General features: G+C 68.0%; 11 protein-coding genes. 1 reads left to right on the plus strand and 10 read right to left on the minus strand.

The features are described from left to right. Window positions 1-14: 14 nt before the first annotated feature. Both paaK and LGN19_RS04650 read right to left on the minus strand, forming a co-directional pair. Complete coding sequence (gene paaK, locus LGN19_RS04645) at window positions 15-1,337, minus strand: phenylacetate--CoA ligase PaaK (RefSeq protein WP_122947261.1); 1,323 nt, start codon at window positions 1,335-1,337, stop codon at window positions 15-17. Between the two features lie 58 nt (window positions 1,338-1,395). Continuing rightward, window positions 1,396-2,952: a 3-hydroxyacyl-CoA dehydrogenase gene (locus LGN19_RS04650; RefSeq protein WP_226213400.1), complete on the minus strand. Its 1,557-nt coding sequence runs from the start codon at window positions 2,950-2,952 to the stop codon at window positions 1,396-1,398. A gap of 548 nt (window positions 2,953-3,500) precedes the next feature. Here LGN19_RS04650 and LGN19_RS04655 point away from each other — a divergent pair. After that, complete coding sequence (locus LGN19_RS04655) at window positions 3,501-4,589, plus strand: calcium:proton antiporter (protein WP_122947263.1); 1,089 nt, start codon at window positions 3,501-3,503, stop codon at window positions 4,587-4,589. Between the two features lie 94 nt (window positions 4,590-4,683). Here LGN19_RS04655 and LGN19_RS04660 read toward each other — a convergent pair whose 3' ends face one another. From LGN19_RS04660 to LGN19_RS04695, 8 genes are all read right to left on the minus strand, one after another. Beyond that, window positions 4,684-5,817, minus strand: coding sequence for a transporter substrate-binding domain-containing protein (locus tag LGN19_RS04660; protein WP_122947264.1), 1,134 nt, complete (start codon window positions 5,815-5,817; stop codon window positions 4,684-4,686). Between the two features lie 20 nt (window positions 5,818-5,837). Next, complete coding sequence (locus LGN19_RS04665; protein WP_226213401.1) at window positions 5,838-6,611, minus strand: hypothetical protein; 774 nt, start codon at window positions 6,609-6,611, stop codon at window positions 5,838-5,840. Between the two features lie 135 nt (window positions 6,612-6,746). Next, a complete protein-coding gene (locus LGN19_RS04670) occupies window positions 6,747-6,992 on the minus strand; it encodes a hypothetical protein (RefSeq protein WP_226213402.1) in 246 nt (81 codons plus the stop codon). Window positions 6,993-7,277: 285 nt separating this feature from the next. After that, the gene (locus LGN19_RS04675) at window positions 7,278-8,102 is read right to left on the minus strand and encodes an amidohydrolase family protein (protein WP_226213403.1); all 825 of its coding nucleotides are present in this window, start codon (window positions 8,100-8,102) and stop codon (window positions 7,278-7,280) included. Next, window positions 8,099-9,151 (minus strand): hydroxyacid dehydrogenase, encoded by a 1,053-nt coding sequence (locus LGN19_RS04680; RefSeq protein ID WP_226213404.1) that lies wholly within the window; start codon window positions 9,149-9,151, stop codon window positions 8,099-8,101. The genes LGN19_RS04675 and LGN19_RS04680 overlap by 4 nt, the downstream gene beginning before the upstream one ends. Continuing rightward, window positions 9,148-10,218 carry a LacI family DNA-binding transcriptional regulator gene (locus LGN19_RS04685; RefSeq protein ID WP_122947268.1) on the minus strand — a complete coding sequence of 357 codons (1,071 nt, stop codon included), beginning with the start codon at window positions 10,216-10,218 and terminating at the stop codon, window positions 9,148-9,150. Before LGN19_RS04685 ends, LGN19_RS04680 begins: the two co-directional genes overlap by 4 nt. 22 nt (window positions 10,219-10,240) lie before the next feature. Then, complete coding sequence (locus LGN19_RS04690; protein ID WP_226213405.1) at window positions 10,241-12,127, minus strand: TRAP transporter large permease subunit; 1,887 nt, start codon at window positions 12,125-12,127, stop codon at window positions 10,241-10,243. Between the two features lie 3 nt (window positions 12,128-12,130). Beyond that, a complete protein-coding gene (locus tag LGN19_RS04695; RefSeq protein ID WP_122947270.1) occupies window positions 12,131-13,159 on the minus strand; it encodes a TRAP transporter substrate-binding protein in 1,029 nt (342 codons plus the stop codon). Window positions 13,160-13,430 lie beyond the last annotated feature (271 nt).

Below are 13,430 nucleotides of genomic sequence, written 5' to 3' on the forward strand. Positions count from 1 at the left end.
GACAAACATCGGAATTACGCGGCCTGGCGGCGGTCGATCACGCGCCGGGCCTTGCCGGTCGCGGTCGCGGGAATGCCACCTGCCGCCAGCACCGTCACGCCCGACGACACGCCGACCATCGTCTTGATCCGGTGCTGCAGCTCGCGCGCGAGCGCCGCGCGATCGCTGTCGGTGACGGACGCGGCCGCTTCGGAGCGAAGTTCGACCGCGAGGTCGAGCCGGTCCATGTGCCCGTCGCGCGACAGCGTGATCTGGAACTGGCCCGACAGCTGCGGCAGCGCGACGACGATCTCCTCGATCTGGCTCGGGAATACGTTCACGCCGCGCACGATCAGCATGTCGTCGGAGCGGCCCGTGATCTTCGCGAGACGGCGCATCGCACGCGCGGTCGGCGGCAGCAACGCGGTGAGGTCGCGCGTGCGATAGCGGATCACCGGCATTGCCTCCTTCGTCAGCGACGTGAACACCAGCTCGCCCGGGCTGCCGTCGGGCAGCACTTCGCCCGTGACCGGATCGATGATCTCCGGATAGAAATGGTCTTCCCAGATCACCGGGCCGTCCTTCGTCTCGACGCATTCGCACGCGACACCCGGGCCCATCACTTCCGACAGCCCGTAGATGTCGAGCGCGTCGATGCCCACGCGCGTCTCGACTTCCTCACGCAGCGCCTGCGTCCACGGCTCGGCGCCGAAGATGCCGATCTTCAGCGACGACTCGGCCGGATCCATCCCCTGCCGCACCATCTCGTCGATCAGGTTCAGCATGTACGACGGCGTGACGAGGATGATCTTCGGCTCGAAATCGCGGATCAGTTGCACCTGCTTCTCGGTCTGCCCGCCCGACATCGGCACGACCATGCAGCCGAGCCGTTCCGCGCCGTAATGAATCCCGAGACCGCCCGTGAAGAGGCCGTAGCCGAACGCGTTGTGCAGCGTGTCGCCCGGCCGGCCGCCGGCTGCACGGATCGAGCGCGCGGTCACGTTCGCCCACGTGTCGATGTCGCGCGCGGTGTAGCCGACCACCGTCGGCTTGCCCGTCGTGCCGCTCGACGCATGCACGCGCACGACCTGCTCGCGCGGCACCGCAAAGAGCCCGAACGGGTAGTTGTCGCGCAGGTCGTTCTTGGTCGAGAACGGGAATTTCGCGAGATCGGCGAGCGACTTCAGGTCGTCCGGATGCACGCCCGCCGCATCGAACGTGCGGCGATAGTGCGGGACGTTGTCGTATGCGTGGCGCAGCGACCACTTGAGGCGCTCGAGCTGCAGCGCCTGCAGTTCGTCGCGGCTGGCGGTCTCGATCGGCTCGAGGGCGGCGGCGGGATGCGTCGGGTGAGTCATCGGGGTGCTCCTCCAATGGAGTGATGTCGTTATCGTGATCGTGGGAACGGGGCCGGCGTTACGACCGGAACAGGCGGCCGGCTGCGTGCAGCGCGGCAATGCGGGGCGACACGCGATAGCGGTCCTCGCCGTAGCTCGCCGCCAGGTTCGACAGCACGCGATACACGCGGCCGATGCCGATCGCATCGGCCCATGCGAGCGGGCCGCACGGGTAGTTCACGCCCTTCTCCATCGCGAGATCGAGATCGGCGGGCGAGCACACGCCCTGGTTCACCGTGTCGGCCGCCTCGTTCGCGAGCATCGCGACGGTACGCATCGCGACCATGCCCGGCACGTCCGCGACGCCGACGACGCGAAAACCCGCCTGTTGGAACAGGCCGACCGCGTCCGCATAGGCCGCATCGCTGCACTGGAGCGCGCGCGTCAGCGCAACGAGCCCGGCCTGCGCGTAATCGCGCGCCAGGTCGACGAGCACGAGATCGGCCACGCCCGTCTGTGCAGCACGCGCGGTCGCGGTGCGGCCGTCGGTCAGCGCGATCGATGCGCGGCCGGCCGTCGCGAGCAGGTCGTCGGCGTGCGCGTCGGCCTGCCGGGCACCCGCGATGCGTTCGGCGAAACGCGCATGCAGTGCGGCGGCCGGGCCGTCCTGCGCAAACAATGTGACGCCGGCCGGCGCGTCGCGCGGTGCTTCGAGATCGGGGGCGGGCGGCGTCGCGCCGTCCGCATACGAATAGAAGCCACGCCCCGACTTGCGCCCGAGAAAGCCGGCGTTCACGAGTTCCTGCTGGATCAGCGACGGCGTGTAGCGCGGATCGTTGAAGTACGCGCGGAACACCGATTCGGTCACCGCGAAGTTCACGTCGTGGCCGATCAGGTCCATCAGTTCGAACGGCCCCATCCGGAAACCGCCAGCCTCGCGCATCACCGCGTCGATCGATGCCGGCGCGCCGCCCTGCTCGTTCAGCACGCGCAGCGCTTCCGCGTAATACGGCCGCGCGACGCGGTTCACGATGAAGCCGGGTGTCGATTTCGCCATCACAGGCTGCTTGCCCCACGCGGCGGCGGTCGCAACCAGCACCTGTGCGACGTCGGGCGCGGTCGCGAGACCGCTCACCACCTCGACGAGCGCCATCAGCGGCGCCGGGTTGAAGAAATGCAGGCCGGCGACGCGCTGCGGCACGCGCAGCCCGGCCGCGATCGACGTGATCGAGATCGACGACGTGTTGGTCGCCAGCACGCACGCGTCGTCGACGTGGCGTTCGAGCGTCGCGAAGATCTCGCGCTTCACGTCGAGCCGCTCGGCCGCTGCTTCGACGATCAGCGCGGCGCCCGCGAAATCGGCCAGGTCACGCACCGCGCGAATCCGGGCACCGGCCGCGTCCGCCTGGGCCGGTTCGAGCCGGCCTTTCTCCGCGAGCCGTGCGAACTGCGCGCGGATGCCCGCCAGCGCCTTGTCGCAGGCCGCTTCGTTCAGGTCGTACAGCAGCACCGTATGGCCGGCCGCCGCCGCGACCTGTGCAATGCCCGCGCCCATCGCGCCGGCGCCGATCACGCCGACGACGGCCGACGGCGCCAGCGCGCCCGAGTTCACCGAATGTGCAGAAGAAACAGCCATCGCTTGCGATCCGTCATGAAGTGGAGGTGCGAGCGATTATAAACCGACCGGTCGGTCGATTTATGTCAGGGCGAGCCCGAATTTGTCGTGCAAGAGACCGTTACGGAAACTGCAAAGACAAAAAAATTGAAAGATTCGGGCACTTTTTGTAAACCGAAAGGTCAATGAAAGCGTTCGAATGTGAGATAGTGCCCCCCGAACGCCTGATAAAATTCGACAAACCGCCGGATTTCAGGGGGAAACCGCGTGTCACGCCGCCACCGCCGTCCATCGCCGGCCGCCCTTCCGGGGTCGGAACCGAGCCTCCGGCCCGTGCGTCGTCACGCGGGCTCGCCGCGCCGTTTGCGGCCGGCCGCATCGAACCGTTTCATCCAGCGACGGGCCTCGGCCCGCCCGCGCCCCTTGCCGCCTCACGGCGGCGAACCCAGGGCAGCCATTGCGTGCTGCCACCCCAGGTTTCATCGTCCTCGTTCGGCGGATAGTACGGCCGGGCTTCGTCAACCCGTGACAGCGCGTCGCGCGCCGCCACTCGCATAAGGAAACCCTCCATGCCGCTCTCGTCCAACCAGCTCCCGCGCTGGACCCTCGTGGCCCCGCTTGCCGCATGGCTGGTCCTCGCGCTGTCGCGCGTCGTGCCGGCCGAAGGCCTCGTCATCGCGGTGTTCGCCGCCGCACTCGCCGGCGCCGTGTTCGCCGCCGTTCACCATGCCGAAGTCGTCGCGCACCGCGTCGGCGAACCGTTCGGCACGCTCGTGCTCGCGGTCGCCGTGACCGTCATCGAAGTCGCGCTGATCGTGTCGGTGATGCTCGGCGCGGGCCCCGAGAAATCGGGCCTCGCCCGCGACACCGTGTTCGCCGCCGTGATGATCATCTGCAACGGCATCGTCGGCATCTGCCTGCTGGTCGGCGCGTGGAAGCACGGCGAACAGGACTTCCAGGGGCGCGGCGCCAGCAAGGCGCTCGCGGTGCTGGCGTCGCTGTCGGTGCTGTCGCTCGTGATGCCGAACTACCTGAACGCCGCACCGGGCCCGTTCTTCTCGAAATCGCAGCTCGCGTTCGCCGGCGTGGCGTCGCTCGTGCTGTACGGCGCGTTCGTGTTCGTGCAGACCGTGCGTCACCGCGACTACTTCCTCACCGCGCACGACAGCGCAAACGAATCGGTGCACGCGGCGCCGCCGAGCAACCGCACCGCCGTGATCAGCATGCTGCTGCTGTTCGTGAGCCTCGTCGCGGTCGTGCTGCTCGCGAAGCTGCTGTCGCCGGCCGTCGAGCACGCCGTGATGCAGCTCGGTGCGCCCGAAGCCGCGGTCGGTATCGTGATCGCCGCGCTCGTGCTGCTGCCGGAAGGGCTCGCAGCCGTCACCGCCGCGCGCGCGAATCGCCTGCAGACCAGCATGAACCTTGCGCTCGGTTCGGCGCTCGCGAGCATCGGGCTCACGATCCCGACCGTCGCGGCCGTGTTCATCTGGGTCGGCCAGCCGCTCACGCTCGGCATCGGCCCGATGGAAACCGTGCTGCTGGCGCTCACCCTGCTGGTCAGCACGCTGACGCTCAGCCAGGGGCGCACGACGGTGCTGCACGGCGTCGTACACCTGTCGCTGTTCGCGGCCTACCTGTTCCTGTCGATCACGCACTGACGCAGAAAAGCGCGCGGCCCGGCGGATCACCTCCGCCGGGCCGCGCGTAGTGTTTCACGTCCCTTCAGCTTCCTTCGTTCACGTCACGCTGCCGTTACCGCACCGGAATCACCAGGTGCTGGCCCGCCAGGATCAGGTTCGGGTTCGCGAGGTTGTTGCGGCGTTGAATCTCGCGATAGCGCTGGCCGCTGCCGAGCTTGCTCGCCGCGATCATGTTCAGCGTGTCGCCCGCCTTCACCACATACGTGTGTTCGCCCGACGCGGCCGCGGTCGTCACCGCCTGGTCGCTGACGAAATACTTGCGCAGCAGGTCGAGATACTGCGGCGACTGCTTGAGCTTCGCGATCGCGGCGTTCAGGTAGATCAGCAGATCCTGGTCGTCGGCGCGCACGCCGATCTTGTAAGCGATGTTCGAGCCGTCGAGCTTGGTCACCGCGAACTTCAGGTCGGTGCCCTTGATCGAGCTGACCGCGAACGGATAGTCGTAGATGAACGCGTCGACCGTCCGGCCGTCGAGGCTCTTCGCGATGAACGCCGGATCGGAATCGTCGACCTCGACGAACTTCACGTTCGGATACTGGCGCGTGACGAACGCGCGCACGTCCGGGTCGCCTTTCAGGATGCCCACCGTCTTGCCCGCGAGATCGTCGGCCGAGCGGATCGCGGAGCCTTGCCGCACGATCAGCGAATAGCCGAAATCGTCGACGTACGGCACCGAGTAGACGACACCCGCCGGCGTGTTGTCCGGGAACGTCAGCCCGTCCATCGCGACGTCGACCACGTGGTTGCCCTTCGCGTCCGTATCGAGCAGCTGCTTCGGCACCCCCGGGTACGTGTCGACCTCGTGACGCGTATCGACGACAACCGGCTTGCCGCCGTGCGAGAACGACGGATCCGCGAACAGCAGCCGCGCGAACTCGACGTTGAAGCCGTGCGGCGTGCCCTTGTCTTCGCCGAAGAACGGCTCGCTCGGGTTCTGCACCGAGATCCGCACGAGGCCGTTTTCGGCAATCGATTTCAGCGTGCTGGCCTGCGGCGTGAAGCCGGCCGGCAATACATTGGCCGACGGCGACGTCTGCGCGGGCTGGCTCGTGTCGCTACTTTGCGCGGAGGTCGAGGCCGGCGCCGCGTCATGCGCGGGCATCAGCGTCGACAGGCCGCCCTGATGCACGATCCATACGCCGACGAGCACTACCAGAAACGCGATGGCGCCAAGAAGTTTTTTCATGGTTGCGTGCCTGCGGGAAGTTATTGTTGTTTCGACGGCAACTGCGCGGGGTTCGCCGTATCGAGCCCGGGTGCGTGCGGGGCGTTCATCACCGCCTGCTGCTGGGCCTGCTTGACCTCGGGGTTATCCAACAGCGATGTCTCCATTTCGGAGAACGCCTTGTTGACCGAGCGCATCACCGAATCGACGGCCACGTCGGTCTTGATCTGCTCGAACGTGTCGGACGCCTGCCGGCCCGCAAGCTTGTTCATCTGCTGCGCCGCCTGCGACATGTCCCACATCGCCTTCGCGCGGTCGATCGCCGACGCGAAATTCTTCAGCTCGGCCTGCACCTGCTTGTAGCGGCTCTCGCGGAACGCAAGCAGTTGCTTCATCGTGTCGAGCTGCTGCCGGAAGCGCGGCGCGTCGTCCGGGTACTGCTTCTCGAACAGTTCCGTCTTGCTCTCGAAGTTCTTCACCTCGGTGCGGAACGCGGTGATGCTGTCCGCGAACTTCTGGGCCGCCTGGCGCTTTTCCGCGAGCTGGTTGATCAGCGTCTCGATCGGATTGGCCTGCGCCTCCTCGACGATCATCTTCACCTTCTGGTTCGCGAACTTCATCGCGACGACCGGCGCGAAATAGATCGCGCCGAGGCCGATCACGCCGGCCGCGACCAGCGCGATCACCCCCTTCAGGATGAACAGCGCGGCCGGTGCCGCGATCGCGACGCCGGCGACGATGATCGCCCACTTGATCAGCTTGACCTTGCCACTCCCCGAACTGCCGTTTGCTTCTTCATTCGAAAGCTGCGACATGAGTTTTTCTCCTTGAACCTCGAACCGAACTGCTTGCGTCTGCCTTTTCAAGCTCAATCGAAATGCTTCGGACTTCGGTGCCGCCGGGCAGCCAGACCAGCCGGCGGTGCAATACAAGGATGGGCGCAACGGGCGTCACGAGACGCCGGTGTAGGCGCCGTTCAGGATGCGGTGATGAGGGGCGGCGGACAGCGCGGCGATGCGGCGCGCCAGGCAGGCGCCGTTCATCGTCGCGGCTCGCGCGCGAACGGGAAAGTGTACCGATGCACGGTACGAAACGGGATGACGGATACGTGACGCGACGAGCGTCGGGAGAAGCGTTGTTCCGGCGGGCCGACAAACGCGGGGCCGGTATTCCGGTACGAGGGCGTAAAGGCTCATCGTTGTTCTTTTGCGTGTCGCGGGTGCAGGAACCGCGCGGCCGGCGCGTCCCGCTCCAAATGCACGGACGTATCGTGCGCCGACCGGCATGCAGCGTCAAGCAGTTGTCGCAGTGCAGCGAAGCGCTGCGTTCCTCCGTTGGAACAACGGTAGCGAAACAGCTTTCAGCGCGGTAAGGATTTGCAGGACTGCGACCTGTCGCGCCCATTCAGGATTGCTTGCCATCGCATACGCAAGCTTCCGGATTGAAAGCTTGTCACACTCTGCCCCGTCCTTGCAGCCGGCTCAGAATCCGTAAAGCACGGCAGGGTTGTCGGCCAGAATCGCGCGGGTGACCGCGTCGTCTGCCGTGCAAGCGCCCAGCCAGTCGAGCAAGCCCATGTCGTCGGGGACCGGCGACGCGTTCGGGTGCGGCCAGTTGCTGCCCCATACGCAACGCGCCGGATGGTTGCGCGCCAGCACGGTGGCGAGGCGCGCGACATCGTCGTAACCGGGCGCGCCCGAGCGCGAGGTCTCGTACGGCGCGGACAGTTTCACCCAGGCATGGCCACGGTCGAGCAGGCGCCGCAGCGCGAGAAACGCCTGCGCGTCCGGCGCGACGGGTGTCAGGAACTTGCCCGTGTGATCGATCACGACACGCGCCGGTAGCGAGGACAGCAACGGCAAGACGTCGGGCAGCGTCCGGCCGTCGAACTGCAGGTCGACATGCCAGCCAAGCGGCCCGATCCGCGCGGCCACCCGCTCCAGTTCATCCCACCGCGCGAGGCCCCCCGCCAACATCATGAACCGGACGCCGCGCACGCCCGCCGCGTGCAACCGCGCGAGCTCGGCATCCGGCACGTCGGCCGGCAACGTCGCGACACCACGTGCCTGCTGGCCGAACGCGGCCAGCGCGTCGAGCAGGCAACGGTTGTCGACACCATAGCCGGTCGGCTGCACGATCACGACGCGTGCCAGGCCGAGCGCCTGCTGCACTCGGCGATACGCATCCACCGGCGCGTGCGGCGGACGGAACGTCGCCGTCGGCGCGAGCGGATAGGCGTCGTCGTAGATGTGGATGTGGCAATCGCACGCTTCGGCTGGCCGCCCGGTGGGCGCGTCGCGTCTCATCGCGAGCCCCGCCCGGTATCTGCCCCTGCCCCTGCCCCTGCCCCTGCCCCTGCCCCTGCCGTGCGCCAGCGCGCCAGCCGCGTTGCGTGCACCGCGTTGACGGCGCCGCGCGGCACGCTTCCGTCGAGCAGCACGGCGAGCTGATCGACCGTCTCCAGCGCCTGGTGCTCGACCGCGGGCAACGTCAGGCCGCCGACATGCGGCGTCGCGATCACCCGCGGATGCGCGGCGAGCGCGGGCGTCGGCATCTGGTCCGCCGCGCGCCCGACGTCGAGTGCACAGCCCGCGAGCCGGCCCGTGTCGAGCGCGTCGGACAGTGCCTGCTCGTCGACCAGCTCGCCGCGCGACGCGTTGATGAAATACGCGCCCGGCTTCATGGCCGCGAACGCGCCCGCATCGATCAGGTTCGCGGTGGCCGGCGTCGCCGGCGCGAGGCACACGACGAAATCGGCGGCGTGCAACAGCGCCGCGAATTCGACCTGTTCGAGCGTCGGCGCGTCGACGCGCACATACGGATCGCTGACAAGCACGCGCATCCCGAGCGCCGTCGCGATCGGCGCAAGGTGGCGCGCGATCTGTCCGTAACCGATCAGGCCGAGCGTGCTGCCGCGCAATTCGCGCCCCATCTGCGGCGCCAGCGGCATCCCGTCGTGATAGGCCGACGCATAGCGGCCGATACCGCGCGCGAGATCGATCATCGCGCCAACCGTCCACTCGGCGACCGCCGGCGCGAAGCCGGGGCTCGCCTGCGTAACCAGCACGCCGAACGCGCTCGCCGCGTCGACATCGACGGTGCGGATATCGACCGCGCAACGCAGGAACGCCGCAAGGGCCGGCAGCCCGGCGAACAGCGCATGCGGCGCGGGCGTCTGCCGGTACGCGATCATCGCATCGCAACCCTGCGCGGCCGCGACCAGTTCGTCCGTGCCCAGCTCGCGATCGAGCGGATTGCACGTGACGTCCGCGATCGCCTGCAGCGCGCGCAGCGCCTTCGCGCCGAAATAATGGTCGAGCATCCCGGTCGGATGCGTGACGAAGACGCGCGTCATGCGGCCCCTCCGTGCGAATCGTCCGCTTGCGGCGGCGACGCGACCGACGCGCGCTCGATGAGGGTCACGCCGGAGAACACGTGCGGCTCGAGCGCCGGCGGCGTGTCGCCATCCGGCCGCATCACGCGCCGCACCATTTCCTCGGCCATCTCGGTGACGGGCAGTTGCACCGTGGTCAGCGCCGGATTGGAAATCGCCGACAGGAAATGACCGTCCATCCCGACGACCGACACGTCGTCCGGCACGCGCAGGCCGCCGTCGCGCAACCCGGCCATCAGGCCCAGCGCGAACAGGTCGTTGACCGCGACGATGCCGGTCGGCCGCGCCGGATCGGCGGCCAGCGCGACGCCCAGCGCGCGCCCCACGTCGACGATCACGGCATCGCCGTACTCGTTCGCGGGACCGCCGTCGAGCACCCGCGCGTGCGCCTCGACGCCCGCGTCGCGCGCCGTCGCGAGAAAGCCGCGGATCTTGTCGCTGCGGCTCACGGTCATGCCGGCGACCGTCGCGAACGCGAGCCGCCGGTGTCCCGCGTCGACGAGGCAACGCGTCGCGAGCCGCGCGGCGGCCTCGTTGTCGGCCGTGACGTGATCGACCTTCGACAGCGCGCCGGGCGTCGCACGCCGGTCGTAGCTCACGACCGTCATCCCGCGCTCGGCCGCGCGCTCGAGGTGGCTTTCGTCGGCCAGCGACGAGATCACGATCACGCGCCGCACGCCATGCGCGAACAGGTCGTCGAAGAACGACGCTTCCTTCTTCGCATCGCGATAGGTATTGCCGATCAGCACGCGATGCCCGTACCGTTCCTGCGCGCAGGCCTCGACCTCGCGCGCGATGTAGCCGTACATCGGGTTCGCCATCGACGGCACCAGCAGCCCGACGAGCGGCGTCTGCCCCGTCTTGAGCTGGCGCGCCAGCGTGCTGGGCCGGTACTGCAGCACTTCCATCGCGGCCTTCACGCGTTCGAGCGTTTCCTGCTTCATCTGGTCGGTACGGCCGTTGAGCACGTTCGAAACCGTGCTGACCGAGACGGCCGCATGACGGGCCACGTCCTGAATCGTACTCATGTCGTCTTGCTATAAAAAACGGCTACAGGCCGAAACGGGCCGGCAGCCACAACGAAAACGCCGGCGCCAGAATCAGCGCCACGAGGGCGGCGACCAGCACCAGCAGATATTTCACCATCGGCCGCGCAACGTGCCGGACTTCGGTGCCCGTGATCGCGCAGGTCGTGAACAGCCCGAGCCCGACTGGCGGCGCGAACAGGCCCAGCCCCATCGCCACCACCACGACCGTGCCGAAATGCAGCGGGTTGATGCCGAGTTGCAGCGCGATCGGCGCAAGCAGCGGCCCGAAGATGATCAGCGCCGGCGCCCCCTCGAGCACTGCGCCGAACACGACCATGACCAGCGCCGCGAGCAGCAGGAACATCGTCGCGCCGTACTGATGGGCGAACGCGGTCATTGTGCCCGAGACCAGCGCCGGAATTTGCTCGATCGACAGCGCGAACGACACACTCGACGCCGCGGCCACGATGAACAGGATGCCGCCAGCCATCGACGCGGCACGCACGAACACGCGCCCGACCGACCGCCAGGTCAGCTCGCGAAACGCGAGCCAGCCTGCCACCAGCGCATAGACCACCGCGAACGCGGACACCTCGGTCGACGTCGCGATCCCCGACGTCACGCCCTTGCCGATCATCGCGACCATCACCAGCGCGACCAGCGCGCCGCCCGCGAGCGGCAGCCACGCGCGGCGTTCCGTGAACACCGTCGACACGTCGATCCTGCGCCCGGTGATCACCGTGACCACCGCGAGCGACGCGGCCAGCACCGCGGCCGGCACGATGCCCGCGACGAACAACCCGGCAATCGAGATGTTCGCGACGAAGCCCATGATGATCATGTTCACGCATGGCGGGATGGTCTCGGCCATCACCGCGCTGCACGCAAGCAGCGCGGCCGTTTCGTCGGGATCCTGGCGCGCGCGGCGCACGGCCGGCATCACGACGCCGCCGACTGCCGCGATGTCGGCGAGCTTGGAGCCCGATACGCCGGAAAAGCACGCTGTCGCAAGGATCACGATCAGCCCGAGCCCGCCGCGCACGCGCCCGAAAATCCGCAGCAGCAGCTCGACGAGCCGTGCGGACATGCCGTTCGATTCCATCAGCAGCCCGGCCAGCACGAAGAACGGCACGGCGAGCAGCACGAAGTGATCGGCGCCGGCCATGACCTGCTGCGAATAGACGAGCAGCGGCAGTGTCGGGTCGGCCAGGAAATACAGCAGCGCCGAGAATGCGAGCACGAAACCGATCGGCACGCCCAGCACGAGCCCGCCGACGAAACCGGCGGCCAGCAGCATGCCTGGCGCGATCGCGTGCGCCGGCACCAGCGCATTCCATCCGTACACGGCGGCCGCGAATCCCGCGCAGCACGCGAGCGTGCCGGCCACGCGGCGGCGCGGCGCGTCGAGCGCGTTGGCCAGCGCGAACACGGTCATGAACAGCGCGCCGAACATCATCGGGTACACGTTGATCCAGCCCGGCAGCCCGCCCGGCGTCAACTGGTCGTACGAATCGGCCAGCAACTGGCACGACGACACCAGCAGGTTCAGCGAAACGGCCGCGACGATCCAGTGGCCGATCTGCACCAGCGCGCCCTGCCAGCGCGCGGGGAACCAGCCGCGAAACAGGTCGATGCCGACGTGCTGGCTGCGCCCGAGCACCGTCGCCGCACCGAAAAACACCAGCACGATCATCAGCGCGCTCGCGACCTCTTCGGTCCAGTCGAGCGGGTCATGCAGGAAATAGCGGCACACGACCGACACGAACACGACGAGCACATCGACGGCCAGCACCGCCGCGGACACGTATTCGATCGCGCGCAGCATCACGTCCAGCATGCGTGCGACACGGCGTGCCGGGCGGCCGGCGCCAGGCGCCGCCGCGGCGCCCGAAACGGAACAGGTCTCCATCGTTCAGCCCCGCACGGCGGCAATCGCCGGAAACAGCGGCGCGGTCGCCGGATATTGCGTGGCGAATGCCGTATAGAGCCGGTCGTGCATCGTCTGCCGCAACGCCGTGCGTTCGGCCGCCGCCAGCGGATGGAAGCTCATGCCGTGCTGCTTCAGCGCCTGCTCGGCCTGGTCGGCCTTCTGCGCGGCAATCGCGCGCTGCTGCGCGGTGGCGTCGGCCACCGCGCGATCGAACGCGGGCCGCAGGTTCGCCGGAATCCGGTCGAGCGCGCGCCGCCCCATCACGACGGTCATCGCGGCAAACACGTGATGCGATTGCCAGCACGATTTCACCACTTCGTCGAACTTGCTCGCGAGTACCGTGGCCGGATCGTGCTCGAGCCCGTCGACGACGCCCGTCTGCACGGCCATGTACAGCTCGCCGAACGGAATCGGCGTCGGCACCGCCCCCATCGCCTTGAAGGTGTCCATGAATGCCGGCGTCGGCAGCACGCGCAGCTTCGTGCCCTTCAGCCCCTGCAGCGCGAGCACGGGTTGCTTCGTGAATACGCAGCGCCCGCCGAAATGCGAGCCCCAGGTCAGCACCGAGCAGCCCGCGCGCTTTTGCAGCAGCGCGTTCAGGCTTGCCCCGACCGGGCCGTCGAGCACCTTCGCGACATGCGCATAGCTGTCGAACAGATAGCCGAGATCGAGCATCCCGAGTTCCGGCGCCACCGTCGCCCAGATCGACGAGCCCGCGATCATCATGTCGATCGCGCCGATCTTGACCTGCTGCGCGACGTCGCTCTCCTTGCCGAGCTGGCTGTTCGGAAAGTAGTCGACGCGAATCGCGTCGCCGACGCTCGCCTTCAGGTTCGCCGCCAGACGCTCGTACCACACGTAGTGCGCGGCGTTCTGGTCGGCCGGCATCGACGACGAGCAGCGCAGCGTCACCGCAGGCTGCGCGCGCGCCACGCCGGGCAAGCCGCCTGCGGCCGCGAGCGTGGCGACGGACGCCGTCTGCAGAAAACGCCGCCGGGTCAGGGTATTCATGGGCCGTCTCCTTTGCTTGTGCGCATCGCAGCGCAACTGTATCGATTTAGTGTATCGATACAGTAATACGACGACCGATGAATCCGGAATGAGGGTTTCCCCCTGTCGAGCGACAGGAAATGCGGGGCAGAAACGCCGTAACCCGTATCAGAAAAGGCGCTACGAGGAGGTTGAAGCGCCCGCGAATGGGGTATCCCGCTGTCGACGGGCCACCCCGTCAATCGTCAGACAACCGACTTATCGACACGAGGCTGGCGCGTGCCGCGCCCCG

It is taken from the genome of Burkholderia sp. AU30198, from assembly GCF_020419825.1.
Classification (GTDB): Bacteria; Pseudomonadota; Gammaproteobacteria; order Burkholderiales; family Burkholderiaceae; genus Burkholderia.